Genomic DNA, 18,315 nt, shown 5'->3' with positions numbered 1-18,315 from the left:
AATTAGCTATGGATAATCTCCAGCATCTGCCACTGGGTTACTCCAGTTTACAGGAAATCATAAAGCACAATGCAGCTTATGTAGACAAAACACATTTGTTAACGAAGCTTGTGAATGAGGGCAAATATTATTTTCTTTCTCGACCAAGACGCTTTGGTAAAACCTTAACCGTTGATACATTAAAACAGCTTTTTTTAGGCAATCAAAAACTCTTTAAAGGAACCTATGCAGAAAAGCATTGGGATTGGGGAGCACAATTTCCAGTCATTCACTTTAGTTTTGGTGGGTCAAAAGGTTTTGAAAGTCAAAAAGCACTTCTTGATATTATTGAAAACACACTTGAAGAACATGCTAAAGCGCATGATATTACCTTGCCAAAACGTGAGTTTGGTGTGCAGTTTCATGCATTAATTCGAGCGTTGAAGTTAAAGTATAATCAACATGTTGTGGTGCTGGTTGATGAGTATGATAAACCAATTTTAGATGTGATTAATCAAACTGACGAGGCGATAGTTAATAGAGAGATTTTAAAAGGTTTATATAGTGTCATCAAAGATAATGATGCCTATTTGCGGTTTGTGTTTGTTACAGGCGTGACAAAATTTTCAAAAGTCAGTTTGTTTTCAGGGCTTAATAACCTTGATGATATTGGTTTTATGCCACAATATGCAGAGATTTGTGGTTACACGCAAGCTGAGCTTGAGGTTTATTTTAAGGACTATTTGCAAGGGGTTGATAAGGTTAAATTAAAGCAGTGGTATAATGGTTTTAACTTCTCGGGGAATCCGGATCACAGTGTATATAATCCCTATGATATTTTATTGTTCTTTCGTCACAATAAAGAGTTTGATAACTATTGGTTTAGAACAGGTACGCCAAGCTTCTTAATTAAACTGTTAAAGCAAGGGCAGTATAATGTACCGAGCTTTGAGCATTGTTTGGTGAGTAAGGATATGTTGAACAATATTGATATTAATGATTTGCCATTAGAAACAGTATTGTTTCAAACAGGCTATCTTACCATTAAAGAAAAAGCATATATTGGCACACAGTTAGCTTTTGTATTAACGTATCCTAATATGGAGGTCAAAGCTGCATTAAATGCAGAAATATCGAGAATTGGTGTTGAGAGTTACCATAATAATCGCAATAAGAATAATCTTTATCAGGCATTGCTAAAGGATGATTGGGTATTTTTTGAGTCATGTATTAAGTCGCTTTTTTCTGCTATTCCGCATGATTGGTATAGGAATAATCCAATTCAGAATTATGAGGGGCATTATTGTGCTGTGATCTATAGTTATTTCACGGCGTTAGGCATGCAAACAGCGGCAGAGAATGCAACTTCTATGGGGAAAATAGACATGTCAATTATTGTGCCTGACAATAAGGTTATTTTATTTGAGTTTAAAGTAAGTCATGGCAACAATGTCGCAAAAGCAGCGCTGCAGCAAATAATTGACAGAGATTATAAGCAGAAATTTTTAAGCCTCAATTTGCCTATCTATGAAATCGGTATTTCCTTTGACCAAGATACGCGTAGCATTAACGGATTTGAGCTTAATAGATCAGAAGCATGATGATAATAATGCTTTAATAAAACAAAATAGATAATGCTTGGAGTTTCTTATTGTATCTTGAAAAAATATGATATTTTATGGCTGGGCTGGCAGGATTCGAACCTGCGCATGACGGGATCAAAACCCGTTGCCTTACCGCTTGGCGACAGCCCAATATTGATCGTGAAAACCGCTTAGTTAAGGGGTTGTCATCGCTCGACAGGTGCAAAGTTTAATGTTTTCACTATCCAACTGTCAACATCTTTTTCTAACTTTTTCTGATTTTGTAAAAGCTGATTGTAATCCGTGCTAAGGAGGTAAAAACACGCACCTGATCCAGTTAATCTTAGCGCTTGTGCATTGGGTAGTTTTTGTAAATTTTGCCATATATCTGGGTAAAGCTTTTGAATGACTTCAAGAAAGACATTGTCATGCGCTAGTGGGTTAGTGATTTCTCGATGATTTAATAGCGATTTGTTCTTATTTAATAAGGGATGGTTAAATAATTCCTGAGTGCTGGCATGAAAGTCGGGTTTAATAATCAGTGCATATTGTTCGATATAAGCTTTAGGCGTTAGTATCTCACCAATCCCTTCAGCCCAAGCTGCTTGTTGCAGTAAAAATATCGGTACATCGGCACCAAGATTTCGACCAATATTGTGTAATTGCTCATTAGAAAGATGACACTGCCATAATGTGTTAAGAGCAATCAGCGTGGTTGCTGCATTGCTACTGCCGCCACCTAGACCCGCCCCCATTGGAATATTCTTATCAATATGAATATCAATACCAGTATGCGCTTTAGCAAAAGGCTTTAAAGCAAGTGCTGCTTTGTAGATTAGGTTATCTTCCTTTTGGCTAATGTTAACGTTGCTAGATAGATTGATTTGATAATCTTCTGTAAATGAAAAATATAGAAAATCTTTAAGATCAATAAACTGAAACCAAGTTTGCAGATTGTGATAGCCATCATCGCGCTTGCTGGTGATATGCAGAAAAAGATTGATCTTGGCATAAGAGGGATAAGTTACGGGTTCAAAAGCCATGATTTAATCACGAGTGTAATTTTTAAATCATCACCATAACGAAATATGATTTTCTCAGCAAGTGGATATTGCGTGTCATACAGCATATAGTCTTTATATTGGATCTGCCAACCTTGCTGCTTTAGGTTTTGTACTAGACCAAAGTTGTTAAGCGTTTTGCGATAAGGCACTTGTGGGATATATAAACCGCGCGCCCAATAATATAAGCCCTCAATCGGTAAACTCCAGCCAAGTTGTGATTGCATAAGGGATTCAAGACTTTGTGATTTAATCACTTCACCATTGCTACGCTTAAGCTCTACTTGATGATTGTCACCTGAGAAAGTCGTAGCACCGATGCCTAATGGTCCATAAATTTGAATCCAGAAATCTTGTTTGTTTTGCTTCCAGATGAAATTAGCAGATTCGCCTTTGTGATTGATGATAATGCCAATCACCCCTGACGCTTGCCATTGGGTTAGTTTCTGTAGATTTTGCTGATAACTTTGCCACTGTGTTTGTGGTGAGGTCGTTGGCATAAGAGGTGCTTTAGGTGTGCTTATTGTGGTGCAACCTGTTATTAATAAAAGAACGAAGGTAATCAAAGAATATAAAGCGATGGTAGAGGGAATATGTTTTTTAAACATGGGCTTTAGACCCCAAGCTCTTTTTTATGTATTTGCATGACTTCAGCATAGTTTTGGGCATTGGCTTTAATATAAGCTTTCTCGCTATCTTTTAATGAGCGAGACTGGGCCGCAGGTGAGCCAATATATAAAAAACCTGATTGAAGACGTTTTCTTGGTGGCACCAGAGAGCCCGCGCCAACAATGACATCATCTTCGATAATCGCGCCATCCAAAATAATTGCGCCCATGCCGATAAGCACGCGATTGCCGATATGGCAGCCATGGATAACCGCACTGTGCCCAATGGTGACCTCGTCACCTATGCGTGTATCGTAACCGGTGCCGAGGTTGTCAAGAAATTGTGTGGTATGCAAAATCGAATTGTCTTGGATGTTGGTTTTATAACCGATGGTGATGTTTAGAAGGTCACCGCGAATGCTAACATTAGGCCACACAGAACTCATTTTGCCAATAGAGACATCGCCGGTGACGGTTGCCATTGGGTCAATAAACGCATCTGTAGCAATACTCGGTGTGTTACCATTAAATGAACGAATGGGCATGGTAATAGTCTTTTGTTTTCGCATAATAAAAGGCAATATATCACAAGCTAAGGTAGGATAAAAAGGATTAAAGGAATTGTTATGAAGGTAAGTATTATTGGTGTTGGTGCCATTGGTGGGTTTATTGCTGTGCGCTTACAAAATGCAGGTGTTGCAGTGCAGTTGGTTGTAAAGCAAAAGCCAAAAAATCAACAAGCGGTTGATCTTAAGGTCACCGGAGGTATGGCGCTTGCTGCAAGTTTTAAGGATCTTGTTGATTGTGTTGAAGGTATTGATGGTGATCTTATTTTTATTTGCACCAAGTCAACTGTAAATAGTGTGTTATTTGAATCGCTAAAAAATGTGCGCAATAAGTGGATTGTGTTGCTGCAAAATGGAATTAATGAAGAGAATAAGCTTAGACAATACTTAGATGATAGTAATACAATCATTGGTGCAATAAGCCATATTAAAGTGAGTAAAAAAGGTAATGAAATCACGTGGCATAATCAGTTATGTAATATTGATTATGCTTATATGCAGCCAAGAGATAATGTAAGTGTTGATCGCTTGTTGAGTAAGGCTTTTATTGAAGCGAATAAGAAAGAAAGTGTATTGGACTTACGCTTTCATAAGCTACTTGTGAGTGCGCCATGCAATGGTGCATCGGTTGTGTTTCAGGCAGATATGAATACCTTGGCAAATAACCAACAGATTGCGCAGATGATTCGTCAGATTGCGCTTGAGGTTATTAGCGTAGCACATGCTTATAACGTTGAGCTTAATGTTGAAGCGATTGATAATTTACTTATTGCTTTGGCCAAGCCTAAGTACAGTGGCGCTTATTTTAGTATGTGGTATGACTACAATGAAAATAAACCGATGGAGCTTGGTAGTATTTATGAGAATGTGCTTGAAATGGCGCGCTTAAAGGATCTAGAAATGCCAACACTTGAGCGCTTATATGGGCAGTTAATGTGTTTAGAAATGAAAAAGCTAAGTGTTGATCGCAATGGATACGATTAAAGGAATGTTCTGATAGTTTTTCGTGTCAAAATGTCTGAATGTAAATGATTCCTCTCGTTTGACTTGATCATCAGTGGTTGATAAGTTCTTAAAAAGAAACACTGTAAAATGCTTGGCAACTGGTATAAGCTGATGCCATAGGAAATAGCTACAACATCTTATGCACTTAGATTTTAAACACTTTGTTTTTGACTTAGATAACACGCTTTATTCGGCAAGTTCGGCATTTTTTGATTTGCAATTACGCAATATGTCGGACTTTATTGTTGAGAAATTAAAAGTAACGCGCAAAGAAGCCGATTTTTTGCGTGAAGAATACTATCACAGCTTTGGCACCACAATGCACGGTTTAATGCATCATCATGCAATTGATCCCTATGAGTTCTTGGCAGTGATTGATAATGTGCCATTGGAGCGTTTGCGCTTGGATGATGAGCTTTTAGGCATGTTGAATGACTTGAAAGCAAAAGGTAAACACTTATCTATTTTCACGAATGGTTCGCTTTATCATGCGGATCGGGTGATGTCGAAACTGTCCCTTAATCAAGTGATTGAAGATGTTGTCACATTAGAGTGCACGGGACTTGTGCCTAAGCCAGATCCTAAAGCGTATCAATTTTGCTTTGAGCGTTTGAATATAGACCCTAAAAAAGCAGTATTTTTTGAGGATTCATCGCATAACTTAATCCCAGCCAAACAAATGGGAATGGCAACGGTGCTTGTTAATGCTGATGACATGGCGCATGCGCGTTTTATTGCGCACCCTGAGATTGATTATTTTGTGCAAGATGTACCGTCTTTCCTAAAAGGAGAGTTTTTAGAACAGAGGGTTTAAGTGGTTGATATGCAGATAAAGGACTATTTAGATAAAGTAAAACCTTATGATAATTACTATCTCGGAAAGTTGGCAACGCATTTACCAATGGCATTAATTGCGCTCAATCAAATGGGCGCGAATGATTGTCAAATGCAGAAATTTTTCGAGTATTACAAGCCAAAGTTGGAAATAAAGCCTATTAGCAACATGATGATCTCTCAAGAGAACTGGCAAGCGTATTGTTTTAAGGAAAAATATTTTGTTGATTTAGAAGCCTTTTTTGCGAGTGAAATTAAAAATGAGGGCATTGACAAAACATTAAATAAATATGTGCAAAGGCTCAGCCAAAATCTAATATCAGCAGCATTTCACCCATTGATTAGATTGGCTTTTGCTATTCAGGCTGAGAGTCAAAGTGAAACTGCTGCAGCTTTGGCATATCTTGCAGATGCTTGTTCAGTGATCACGCCACAATTGATAACCAAGAATACTTCGTCCGAGAAGCAAGCGTTTGATGCTTTTGCAATCTTAGAGGAGTTTAGACAGAATGAAGAAGTGATCAAAGTGCATAAAATCAATGGCTTAATTGCAGATCGTATGCGTTATATTGATGGATTATCTGCGTTTAATAGTGTATTTAACACATTAACAAAAACAAATGATCGTTGGACGCTTACAGCAATAGCTGACTTATCCTTGAATTTATACTTGCGTACTAATAATTTCACGGCATTGCATGCTTTGACAGGAACGCAAGCCTTGAGAGTTGTTTTACCTTATATTACAGAGGATAAACAACCTATTGTGCTCCATAATTTTGCGCGCGGTATTATTGCAGCAGCAGTAACCTTGCCAGTGACGATTTCCTTCTTAGCACAGGAAGTTGTGGAGTTTAATGATGTGCCTGATTGGTCAGAAATTTTCAAACGGGCTTTGGCTTTGGATCATGATAAAGACTGGGAGCATGCGATTAAGTTGAGTTTTAGTGCTTATTTGGAGTCAACATGCTATCCGGAAAATGAGCATAAATATCGATACGTTGCAGCAAGGCGTTGTGGATTTCAGTTTTAGCAGTTTATTTTTACCATTTCTATCGAGGAAAGTAGGGTTATACTAGACGATCTTATGAGTTGGATTATTGTGCGCCATTGACTTACTTTTGAGTGTGCTCTAAACTGAGCGGTAAGTGAGCCATACTGGGTGTGTGAAATTGATCTTTATTGAAACAGATATTTTTACTGAAGATGTAAAGTCATTACTTAGCGATGATGAATATGCTGAGTTTCAGGTCTATTTGGCAGAGAATCCTTTAATTGGTAATCTGATACAGCAAACTGGGGGATTAAGAAAAGTTAGATGGTCAGCAAGGGGTAAAGGTAAAAGAGGTGGTGTTAGAGTCATATACTATTATGTCTTGCCTGACTCACAGATCCGACTTTTATTAATTTACCAAAAAGGTAAGCAAGATGATTTGACACCAGAGCAAAAGAAAATATTAAGGCAATTAAATGAAAGGTGGCAGTGATGGAAAATAAACTCTTTAATCGATTAGTTGAAAGTATGCAGCAAATGAATGAAATCATAGATGGAGAGCGTGCCCCATCGCGTGAATTCACAATCAATGCAATGCAAGTAAAAGAGATTCGCAATAAAACGGGATTATCTCAGGCGAAATTCTCCAGATTAATTAATGTGAAGCTGCCAACGCTAAGAAATTGGGAGCAAGGGCGCAGAGAACCTACAGGCCCTGCTAAAGCTTTGCTAAAAGCGATATCAAAAGATCCAAAACATGTTTTGCTTGCTTTATCCCAATAACAGAAGATCTAGATAAAACCAATTAATGCTGACTATAAACTTGATGTGTTGAATCAATTGTTAAACGTGTTGCAACTTCTTTGATTTTTGAAGCAATGACGCGAGCAATTGCACTATGACTGCTTTGGATATTTTGCAGAATATTATATTCATATTGCACAGAATGATATTGTGGTAGGACTTGTACAATATTGGCATTTTGTAAGTGTGGCATATTAAAGGAGCGCTTGGGACACAAGCCAATACCATGGCCAGCAATAATCATTTGTGGGATTAATGACAAGATATCAACAGTGAGCTTACCCTTTACCGACACTTTATATTCATTTTTGTATTTATCATAAAATGTCCAAATATTCTTATCCCACATGTTGGGATATAGACAGTTGTGATTAGCTAGCTCCTCTAATGTCTGAGGCATGCCATGCTCGGCAATATACTCTTCTGATGCAAACAATGCCAAGTGATCATGACATGATTGCACAAGCTGCCATGCATCTTCTTGGATCAAATGATAATACGAGGACTCCATGAGGATAATATCGTATTGATGAGACATCATCTTAATGGTATGTGCGTTGCTATCCAGTGTTGGTAAGGTATAGGTGTCAATCTCAAGTGTATAGTTTGGAAACTTTTGACATAGCTCAGGGTAAACGTAGTTGATAAAAAACATGCTCATTCCAACGGATAATAGTGCTTTGATCGTATGACTTTTGCCATCACTTAATGTGTTAGATAGTGCAATGTCATCGACAACATGCGAAAGGTCGCTATAGAGCTTCTTGGTGCGTTGATAAAGCTCTTGTCCGGCATAAGTTAACTCAAGCCCTTTGTTGCTGCGATGAAAAAGCTTGGTTTTTAAACTGTCTTCAAGCTTGGTCACCTGACGCAAAATCGTTGTATGTGTTGTTGAGAGTGCCTTGGCAGCCTCTAAGAATGATGTTTTCTGTACCACGACATTGAAAGTGTATAAATCGTTAAAACAACGTGTCATTGCTTTTACCTTTTGCTTAAACCTTGAATTGTTGGGCATTGTAAAAAAAAGCATGTAACTAAAAAGGCGCAATAGTGTAATAAAAATGTAAAAGAAAAAGCCTTAAGCAGAGTATTGCTCAAGGCTTCATTAGTTAAAGTAGGGGCGTACGGCGTACGCCCAATAGGTTTAGTTGTTGCCGGTGAAGCCATTGATAAAGTTAGTAATCAATGAGTTTTTGGTATCAGCTACAGGAACATCACCATCAATCGTCCACATGATCGCACCGCCAATACCTTGCTCTTGTGCATAGCGACCGTAATCTTTAGCATCAGCACCGGATGTATAGAAAAATACACTGGTGTTTTTGGCAAGTTTGTTTGCGTAAATATCTTGCCAGTAGCTTGAAATCGTCGCAGGAGTGATATCAAAAAGCCCTGCTGGTTGCGGTGCTTTCAAGCCATTGATAACTGCTGTTGAACCAACATGATAGGTTTTACCATCTTTCTCAACCGTGAAGTCATAAGTTTCCTCTGGTTTTGCAAACTGTAGTAAATAACGGTTGTTGAAGCTTGATGCACATCGGTTGCCATCTTTTAAGCTTGTGCTACAGCTTGCACTGTCTAGATCTCCTGCTAAGACAAAAGAGTCGTCAGCGGTGTAGGTGTTACCAAAACCATGATTGTTTGCTAAGGTGCTTGGACCATTAATGGCACGTGAATAAGCAGCAAGCCCCATATTGATCTTGTGCTCATTGCCAGGCATAACGTCTTTAGCTGCTTGCACGGCTAAATCAATCGTAAATTCATTAGGTGCGTCTCCTTCAGGCTGGAACAAGGTTTGATTGAAACCTGTTTTGCCACCTGATGATTGAGCAACAGTGAAGTCATAAGTCATTAAGTTAAGTGATTCTAAATGATCAATGTTTTCTTTGCTTAAGACGGAATCTTTTAAAGCATCGATAATAGCTGGATCTGCTTGAATCGTTAATGAAACTTTTAATGCAGCACCCGATTGCGTTTTGACTTCATGCAATTCATTAATTACTGTAGCTAATTCTTTCTTGAGGAAACCAAAAAAGTCAGCTGTTTTGCCATCGTTTTCGACATCTAAATCAACTTCAGTGATATTAAAGTGATCAGCTAAAGCTTGAACAGATGCTACTAGATTATTAATGTGCTCATCAGAACCAGCACCTTGATAAACCCCCCAATTAATAGCATCCCAACCACCAATAGAAACGATTTTATCAAGGTCTTTATTGTATTGGTCAAGGTTAGCAAAGGCATCGAAGTTACCAAAGTTCATCTGCCACTCTATATCATCACCTTTATGAACGCGTGCATCTGCTATACAGATTCTAAAGTTCATATTTGAAGCGTTACACCAATCCTCGTTGGTTTTGTCACGTTTTAAATCGCTCCAAGGGTCACTGAAATGAATAGCACCTAATGGGGCATCTTCAGGCAAACCGACACTTCCGTCATAAACAAATAAGAATGCGTAAGCAACTCCTGTTAATTGTTTGACCTTATCAGCCATGTCACTATTTTGAAGAGCGATAGTTTGCTTATTACCTTCATCAATCATGCTACAAGTTGTGTCACTTGTTGCCTGATAAATAGGTGCTCCAGTGGCAGGGAAAGCGTCTTTACGAGGAATAGGGTATGAGGTATAAGGAATGGCATGCCCTGGTCCACCTGTGCCTCCAACACAGGAGTTATTACCATAAACACCATAGTTTGTGACATAACCAATTAGCTTTGGTTTTGATATAGTATCAGGGATTTTAACTCCTTTGCCATTAGGGAAAACTGCTGTAGGCTCAACTAGTTTATCGTTATCCTGAAGATAGAGTTGAATTTGACGCCCTTTTTGTAATGGATTCAAATTATTTACAAGTGCTACATATTGACCCATGAGAAGTTTTTGCGAGCAATCACCATCCAGGTGGTTGCCTTTACTGTCAACGATAGCACAAGTCCAGGTATCATTAATTTTATCGTCTTCCGGCGTATTTATTAACTGTATGCGATCCAATGAGAATGGAGCATCAGTATAACCTTGAGTATCTTCGACATTAGAAAAAAGAAAAAAAACATCCTTTTTAATATAATCGGTATCACCTACATCAATATAAGGCTTATCCGCAGGGTCAACGGTCACATGCTCATACCAATTAAAGTTAGGGAATGCCTCACCTAGTTTAGTCACTGTGTAAACTTGATCATTAAGGGGGGAACTATCATCTTGTATTTTCCAGGTAGATGAATCTGGTAATTGATCTAACTGGATTTGTTTGCCATTGTTTTCAGCAAAGCTTTCAGCACTTAACCCCGAAGCACGATTAAGCACTTGTGGGAAGCGTACATCATCAATGGATTTAGCAATATGCTCACTACCATCCGTTGCTTTAAAGTGAAGAGAGACACCATCCTCATCAATCACGGGGAAAGGAAGATGCTGATTTTTAGTGGTGACATCATGCGCCTGAAGTTTAGGATCAGCTGTTGAGGCATCATGCGCGGTAATTTTAACACTAAAGCTTGGCATACTGATCTTGCCATCTTTGTTAGTGTATTTATACTCAGGCACCGAAGCAAATATGTCATTGTTACTTACCACAAGACGACAATCACTTCCTGTGACAACAGTATTTGTTTGATCGTCATAAACCTCACAACTGTAATCGACTTGATCCGATGTGCTGCCATCTTCATGAACAACCACGGCGGTTGGTGAGAATACGCCTGCAACAGGGTAGTTATTTTTCTCTTGATCTTTACCTTTGGCATTGCCAAATCCAGCCGATTGCTCTGACCATTGGATAACATTTTGCTTAGGCTCGTTGGCGCCACTAATGGTTAAGTTATTATAACTACGTGTCACACTCGTCCCTTGTTGTGTGAACGTCAGGTTAATGGTATGTGTTTTAAATATACTATCACCCGTTGCTGTAAATGCTAATACGCCATTATTTAAGCTACAACTTACATTGGGATCTAACTGTCCATCAACAAACGCCTCACAGCTTGCGTTTACATCATCATTTTGTGCATTGACAAACTCATCACCTGATTTCATATGACCGAAATGGACGTTGATATCGGCAAGTTGAAATTGTCCTTTGTCGTCAAATTGAGCATCACTTGGCCAACTGTTTGCGTTTAGCCAATTGATATAGTCATCTGTATCTACGGTAATAATTGGTTGAGCAGTATCATATTGCGCTTGGATTGATGTGTTCTTGGTATCATCCGCTAGATATTGATAGCTCTTAGCTTGTGCTAATAACTCTTGTCCTTTATCTACTTTGTTGTCAACGGTATAAGTTTTACAAGCCGTTTGATTGTCGTCACCTGCTGCAATGGTTACACTAAATGGGTCATCATTAAGTTTTAAACCCTGACGCAAATTCTGATTGATATCTTTTTGTGCATAAAAAACAGTGACGCCCTCATTGTAGTCTTTGGTGATTTCAGCACAAAGTTGTAGCTGTGATCCACTGGCAATCTCTTGATTGCTATCAATTGTATTGTTATTCATATCACGTAAAAAGAATTTCACTGGCACTTTGATATTAAGACCATGTGGAATATTGTCATCGGTTACTTCAAAATCCTGTTTGCCATCGATGCTAACTACTTCAAAATGGTGGATACCTGAAATATTACCGCTTGATTGAATCTTACTCGCATCAAAAGGAATATGTACATAACCATTAGTGTCTGTCATAACATTGATCAAATACGTTTTATTACCTTGATCAACCGCACCTGCTAAAATATTGCTAGTACCCATTTGTGAGGCTGTTTCGCTATCACGTGGGTTTAAGTCTTCTTTGAGCACTAAGGCAAAGCCATCATTGGCAGCACCAATGCCGGCAACGCGTTTTAGGGCTTGCTTGTTGATAACAACATCAATGCCTGTGCCTGAGATTTTACCTTCTTCAATGCTGCCACTTGTTGCATTAGGAATGCTGATTTGCACACCAAGCTTTGTTGCCGGTGTTGGTCCCGGCGTTGGCGCAGGCGTGTCACCACCTCCGCCACCACCACAAGCACTAAGGGTTAGTAGCGAACCTAAGAGTAAAGAGGGTAATAGCCCTTTTTTAAACTTGCCCATGGATTTGTCTGTATTTGTATTTTTCATTGTTTCTCCGATATGATTAATGATGTGGTTGAACACGTGTGTAGTATGTTTTGTGATCGTTAAATAAGCTGTGAGGTGAATGTAAAAAATATGTAAAGTCCAAATAAGTGCTGGATAATCCCCCTCACCCGTGCAGCTTAAGCTGCACGACCTCTCCCGCAAGGGGAGAGGTATATACCGCTTAAAAATGATTTACAAGCGGTATAAGCTGATGAAATTTATTGGTAATTATGAATATTCGGATGAAGACCGAATATGACGATTAATCAGCAATTTCCACTAACCTCGCAAGACTAGATAAATCAAGGCTTCCAGAAAATGATTTTCGTAATCTTTTTTCTAATAAACCTCTCAACCATAGGCTTTCAGAAAGCTTTTCAGCGGGAACCACTGACGATTAATAACCATTATTTACTTAGGCTAAGCTCATTGGCTAATAGAATATTGAAGTAATATCCATATTGAGATCCTGATAATTCTTGCCAAGTCTGACCAAAATCAGTTGAGAAGAATGCTTTACTGCTTGGATCATAAGCCCCCGTATAGATAATATCATTGTGAATGGTAAAACTTGTCGGATAGTAGTTATTATCAAAAGCATTAGGCAATGGCTGACCTATTTTACTCCACTGTTTAGCGTTATCATCAAAGCGGTATAATGAGCGAGATCCTGACGTACCCGCAGTATGACGAATGGTGTAAATATTGCCTATACTGTCCTCAGCATAAGTACCACCAACAAAGCCATTAGATGAGCCTTCAGGAAGTCCTGTGCTAATATCAGTCTTAGAGCCTTCAAACCCATTGCGGACATAGGCTTGAGCTGATCCAGAATAAACACGCCCATCGGTGGCAATATAACTATAGCCATCAACTAAGTTATTATAATCAGCATGCCAAATGGATAAAGAAGTTGGCAGGGTGGTGAAATAGTTGCCATTTTGGTAGTTTAATATTTTAAGTTCGGTAGAGCCGCTACTGTGTTTTGTAAAATAAAGTTGTGTGAAATGTTTATCAAGAAATGGTAAGTTATCAGCTTCTTTGACCTCACCTGCATCAAGACGAATAATCATGCTGGCACCTGTTTTAGAGCCATAGCCATAAATATGCCCTGTTGCATCTTTATCTAATACGCGTCTGGAGCTATAGAGTGTATAGCCAATATTATTTGGGATCAGTGTTTGCATACCATCTTGATATTTATAAAAGTTATTGGTATTACTAACGCTCATATAATTATACATGACACCTTTATTTTTAAGCTGATAATGATCAGTAGTCGCTTGAGGGTTGTCTTTCTCTGTGATTTCAAGTGTAGCACTTTTGATTTGATCAATGTTGATCTCTTCAGCTTTGGCGTAGACATAAATAAAGCGGGTTTGCCCTTTTGCTAAAGTTATGCCATCAAGCAAAGGCATGGGACATTCAGACTGTGAGCACCAGTAGCCTTTTCGTGAGAGTGCATTATTACCATCATATAGGGTAAAGCTATTCTCAGGATCTGTTAACGTTAACTGCATGACGATATCGTGATCACTGGTATTCGTGACCGTAATACGCTTTCTTTGTGGGGTAATTTGATTGCTGTCAATCTGAGTGCTGAAATTCCTAACCTCATTGATGATTGAGATATTTTGCGTGTTGTTTTGTGCTAAATTAGTCTCGGCACCATAAATCACGAATTGATAATCTGCAATCGGCAAGTTACTGCTATTGACACCAACATAACAAGTGCCATTGGTATTAATTGCCATCTTAAAACAAGATGGCTGATGTATTGGCGTAGTAAGCGCATCACTGTAATCTGTGCCTTGATGCTGTAGCTTAAAGCTTGTTTTTGATGGGGTACCCCAAATTGCGTTACCGATATTGCTAATTTTGATATCTTGAGTATCACCTTTGACAATGTTATTAGCACTAATATCAATTTGTGCATTATTGACATTAATGGCAATCTGCTGTTGATATTGTTTTTGGGCACTATCCTCTAGTGTGATCGTTAAGTAATGATTGCTTGTTGTATCATAGGCATGTGCCATACTCATTAATTTAATTAATGTATCTTGATCATTGGCAAGTAATGTATTGGGTTGAGCTGATTGCGTAACATCTAAACTAACGCCAACTGGTAAGTGGCTATCATCAATATTTGCAAGCTTTAATTGGGCGGAAGTTTTGCTGCGTAGCTTAATAATCTCAGCCTCAGTAGGTGCTGTTGCATGATCGGTATTGATCGTTATAAGATTATTCTCATTAAATTGATCAAAGTATGCTTGTGCTAAATTCGCAGCATCCACTCCGATCACTTTTGTTGTCATATTATTATCAAGCTCAGTTTGATGTGCTTGCACCCAGTTAGATACTTCAGCGGTTGTTGTGAAACTTAAGCTTGTTTGTTGCCCAGGTGCTAAGAAGTTTAACTGTATTGGATCGTCACTATTTAAAAGTGTTTTTAGATCTTCAGGGAGTATCAGCTCAAGATTGTTTAACACTTTATTGCTATTATTGCGAATGTTGACGCTATAGACGCCACTATCATAGTGAAAAGGTGTGATGTCGATATCATTGAGATTAACTAATTCAGCGTGTAACTCATCAACAAAGGTGCTTGAGAAGTTTTGTTGTACGGCATGTGGTGACATATTGTCAAATATCACTTCAACGAATGAATTGGCAGTATCACCTGGAATTAACATATTCTTGTAGATATCGGTAATCAGTAGGCAATGACTGTTTGCTGGCAATATATTGCTTGTTAAACAGCTCCCGCTGATATTTTTGCTATTTGTCCCTTTATTAATATGACTTATATTGACATCAACATCGCTGTTATTGCTTAGCTTTAAGGCGAGCATTGCTGATTTACCTTTACGGATATACTGTGGATTAGCTTGATCTAGCGTCAAGACAACAGGATATTCGCTGATGGTTAAATCAATAGTTTTATCTGTTTTTAGCGTATTGGCATGAGCAGGTATTATGAGTTTTGGCGTAGTTGCAATGGCTTCATTTGTTGCATTGATCACTAAACTGCAATTTAATCCAGGTTTAACAGAGCCGGCAATAAGACAGCTACTATTATTTGCATCGATTGTTAGACCTTTGGCATTCTCAAAAACATACAGCGCAGGATCTGAAGCAGGATACCAATCAAACTCGCCTTTGTTTTGAATGAAAAGAGTGTTTTCTTCAGAGCCATTAGGCGGGGCAAGTAGACTCGTTTGTGATAAAGAAAGATCGGTTGCATTGAGCTTATGGTCTATAGTTGCTATGGCATCACTGGTATACATCGTACCATCTTGATCTGTTACCAACACACGAATCTTACCGGAGCCTTTGGCATTTGTAAGAACAGACAATGGGATATCGATTTGCGCTTGTGGATTAATCATTAGATTAAGGTTATTATTTACTTCAATGCCCTGTAGATCGTCACCGCCAACCGGCATAATTGATTTTACTGTCAGCACACGATCACTTAAGTTTTGTAGTGAAATACTTTGATTTTTAGTGCTGGCAATGAGCTTATCTTGTAGTGCAATCAGGTTGCTCATCACGCTAATATCAGGATATGCTGTTTTGGACCCTGAAGAGACCACTTTGATCAGTTTACTGTTTGGATTATCGTTAAGCTTGGAGGATAGGTCGTTTAAGATTTGTTTAGCGTGCTCAGTTGTTGCAAAGTGTACAACCAAGTTTGTGCTAGCAGTTTTATCTAGTTTATTCAAACTTAATGTGTTTACAGCAGAGCTGTCTATAATATTTTGTAACTGTTCATCCAGTTCAAGCTTAATGGTATTGAGCACTTGATCTGTATCATTAGTCAATGACAAGATCAGCTTATGTTCTAATAACTGCGCTTGAGTAGCAGGAGCTTGCAGGGTTACATGGTTTTCATCAACTACCGTGGTGTCTAAGGATTTTGTGATATTAAATTCAGGTTTATCAAAGCTAATCTTGATGTCTTTATCAGTGATATTTGTTGTTTGTGGTGTAATCGTACCTGCAATTACACAGCTTTGACCAGGGTTTAACGTTTGTCCTATTTGACATAATGGTAAGCTAAGCGTGCCTGAAGTATCAGGTGTGAATTCAATCTCGTTATTGGAGAAATGCTGTAAGTCGGTAATGGTTAGACTCTGAGAGATATCTTTGCCGGCTTTGACCTCAAAATAAATATACCCTTCTTGTTTTTCAACAATCGTTTTAGGGAAGCTAATATCATCAAAAGCCTGTACTGACTGTGTATCAATTTGCACATTGAACGTGGTGTTAAGCGCTTTTGTCAGCGCGTTTTGTTCAGTTGAGTCATCGGTATCTTGTATCGCTAAATTTATGCTTTCTTTGTCAAAGTTCTGAGGAATAGTAAATTGCAGTTCACAATAGTCATTTGGTTTAACAATACTGCCACTTAAACAACTACTTTGTGAATCAATGACAATACGACTGTCATCAAAAACAAAATCACTTGGCTTGGTTGATGGGCGCCAATTAAAAGCACTGTTGTTTGTGATTTTAATGCGATTACTCTCTGTGTTTAAGGTATGATTTTCTACAGCTAAATCATTGCTATCAATTGTGTTGTTTACCTTTAGGTATTGTTGGCTTGCAAACTGGTTTTGATTACTGTCTATCGTATGAATAATAAACTTACCGGATTGAGCTGCTGATTTATTGGGTGATTGATCTAGATCTAATGTAATCGCAGTTTGTGACTTAGCATTCATTATTATGGGGAATGGATTACTACTGACAATACCCAAAATATTGCTATGCATTAGCGACTCACCTTGAGCGGTTGTGATATCGCTAAGGGTGATTTTATTATCGGCTTTATTATCAATAATAATAGATAATTTACGTTGTGTATTATCCAGTGTTACATTAGCGACATTGACATCAATTGGGGAGTCAAAAAGTGTGATCTTGGGGGTGATCACTTGCGCATTGGCTGAGGTGATATAAATGGCTTTACTTGCTTTATTATCAGCAAGTGCTGCCATGTCTTGAGCGCTAAGGGCTTTATAATAATCACCACTCATCATAAAGGATAAAGTAACACTTTGCCCTGGTGCGATATGCGTATAACTTGTTGACTGTGAATCGGAGATATAAGGCTTAAGCCATGATGGCGTGACCAACTTTAAATTATTAATAGCACTGTCACCTTTGTTGGTTAATGTATAGCTAACGATGGTATCTGGACGCAGCGTCATTGTTGGGTCAGCGGCAACGGCGAGAAGCTCAGCAGAATTCTCAGCGACAATATTTGCTTTTAGTTCAATCTCAATGTCACCATTACTGGTGCTTAAAATCGCTTTGTTATTGATTTGCTGTGCTTTGGTGCTTAATAGTGATAAATCAAGTGTGCAAGTTTCGCCTTGATGGAGTAACTTGCCGGTACCCTCAATGTTAATACAGCTTGAAGGTTGTGTGGTATTGATGGCTTTAACACTTGCATTAGCAAGTACTGGCAAACTCAGTGTTTTAATCTGGAGTGAAGCTTCCTCATTAACTGTACCAACGCTATAGCGCAATACAGGGTTGCCTTTGGCATCGACCTCAATGCTAGTAATTGCCTCTTGATTGACGGCAATAATACTAGGTAACCCTGAAGATTGTAATTTTGGTTCAAGTTCTTGCTTTTCAGCCTCAGAAGTATCTGAACCTCCGCCGCCTCCACAGCCACTAAGTCCAAGCGCAAGGGATAGAAATAAATGCGTAATTTTCTTCTTTTTCATAATAACCTCAAATTGATTTTGGTTTATTTTTAA

Annotated in this window: 12 protein-coding genes and 1 tRNA gene; 6 read left to right on the top strand and 7 right to left on the bottom strand. The window is 38.5% G+C overall.

The genetic code is table 11. From position 1 onward, the window contains the following. Nucleotides 1-8: 8 nt before the first annotated feature. Nucleotides 9-1,580 carry an ATP-binding protein gene (locus IE867_RS05695; protein WP_192483812.1) on the top strand — a complete coding sequence of 524 codons (1,572 nt, stop codon included), beginning with the start codon at nt 9-11 and terminating at the stop codon, nt 1,578-1,580. 78 nt (nt 1,581-1,658) lie between these two features. On the opposite strand, the gene IE867_RS05690 is transcribed toward IE867_RS05695, so the two are convergent. The 4 genes from IE867_RS05690 to IE867_RS05675 all read right to left on the bottom strand — a co-directional run bounded on the left by IE867_RS05690 (nt 1,659) and on the right by IE867_RS05675 (nt 3,800). After that, a tRNA-Gln gene (locus tag IE867_RS05690) sits at nt 1,659-1,733 on the bottom strand. 35 nt (nt 1,734-1,768) lie between these two features. Beyond that, nucleotides 1,769-2,605, bottom strand: coding sequence for a 4-(cytidine 5'-diphospho)-2-C-methyl-D-erythritol kinase (gene ispE / locus IE867_RS05685; RefSeq protein WP_192483811.1), 837 nt, complete (start codon nt 2,603-2,605; stop codon nt 1,769-1,771). After that, nucleotides 2,587-3,231: a lipoprotein insertase outer membrane protein LolB gene (gene lolB / locus IE867_RS05680; RefSeq protein WP_192483810.1), complete on the bottom strand. Its 645-nt coding sequence runs from the start codon at nt 3,229-3,231 to the stop codon at nt 2,587-2,589. Before lolB ends, ispE begins: the two co-directional genes overlap by 19 nt. 5 nt (nt 3,232-3,236) lie before the next feature. Then, nucleotides 3,237-3,800, bottom strand: coding sequence for a gamma carbonic anhydrase family protein (locus IE867_RS05675; RefSeq protein WP_225629969.1), 564 nt, complete (start codon nt 3,798-3,800; stop codon nt 3,237-3,239). A gap of 57 nt (nt 3,801-3,857) precedes the next feature. Between IE867_RS05675 and IE867_RS05670 the strand changes: the two genes are divergently transcribed. From IE867_RS05670 to IE867_RS05650, 5 genes are all read left to right on the top strand, one after another. Further along, nucleotides 3,858-4,781, top strand: coding sequence for a ketopantoate reductase family protein (locus IE867_RS05670; RefSeq protein ID WP_192483809.1), 924 nt, complete (start codon nt 3,858-3,860; stop codon nt 4,779-4,781). A gap of 160 nt (nt 4,782-4,941) precedes the next feature. Beyond that, on the top strand, nt 4,942-5,616 hold the full coding sequence (locus tag IE867_RS05665) for a pyrimidine 5'-nucleotidase (RefSeq protein ID WP_192483808.1): 675 nt from the start codon (nt 4,942-4,944) through the stop codon (nt 5,614-5,616). 9 nt (nt 5,617-5,625) lie between these two features. Next, nucleotides 5,626-6,669: a questin oxidase family protein gene (locus tag IE867_RS05660; protein ID WP_192483807.1), complete on the top strand. Its 1,044-nt coding sequence runs from the start codon at nt 5,626-5,628 to the stop codon at nt 6,667-6,669. 139 nt (nt 6,670-6,808) lie between these two features. Further along, entirely contained in the window at nt 6,809-7,123 is a 315-nt protein-coding gene (locus IE867_RS05655) for a hypothetical protein (protein ID WP_192483806.1), read from the top strand. Continuing rightward, nucleotides 7,123-7,413: a helix-turn-helix domain-containing protein gene (locus IE867_RS05650; RefSeq protein ID WP_192483805.1), complete on the top strand. Its 291-nt coding sequence runs from the start codon at nt 7,123-7,125 to the stop codon at nt 7,411-7,413. The genes IE867_RS05655 and IE867_RS05650 overlap by 1 nt, the downstream gene beginning before the upstream one ends. A 22-nt stretch (nt 7,414-7,435) precedes the next feature. Here IE867_RS05650 and IE867_RS05645 read toward each other — a convergent pair whose 3' ends face one another. The 3 genes from IE867_RS05645 to IE867_RS05635 all read right to left on the bottom strand — a co-directional run bounded on the left by IE867_RS05645 (nt 7,436) and on the right by IE867_RS05635 (nt 18,282). Next, nucleotides 7,436-8,410 (bottom strand): LysR family transcriptional regulator, encoded by a 975-nt coding sequence (locus IE867_RS05645; RefSeq protein ID WP_192483804.1) that lies wholly within the window; start codon nt 8,408-8,410, stop codon nt 7,436-7,438. Nucleotides 8,411-8,578: 168 nt separating this feature from the next. Further along, nucleotides 8,579-12,541, bottom strand: a complete 3,963-nt coding sequence (locus IE867_RS05640) for a glycoside hydrolase family 18 protein (RefSeq protein ID WP_192483803.1) — start codon at nt 12,539-12,541, stop codon at nt 8,579-8,581. A 407-nt stretch (nt 12,542-12,948) separates the two neighbouring features. Beyond that, nucleotides 12,949-18,282: a COG1361 family protein gene (locus IE867_RS05635; protein ID WP_192483802.1), complete on the bottom strand. Its 5,334-nt coding sequence runs from the start codon at nt 18,280-18,282 to the stop codon at nt 12,949-12,951. Nucleotides 18,283-18,315: the final 33 nt, after the last annotated feature.

Origin of the sequence: Cysteiniphilum marinum, from assembly GCF_014857925.1 — a bacterium.
Taxonomy (GTDB): Bacteria; Pseudomonadota; Gammaproteobacteria; order Francisellales; family Francisellaceae; genus Caedibacter; species Caedibacter marinus.
Note: the sequence above shows the minus strand (reverse complement) of the source record. Positions and strands in the feature narration are given on the sequence as shown.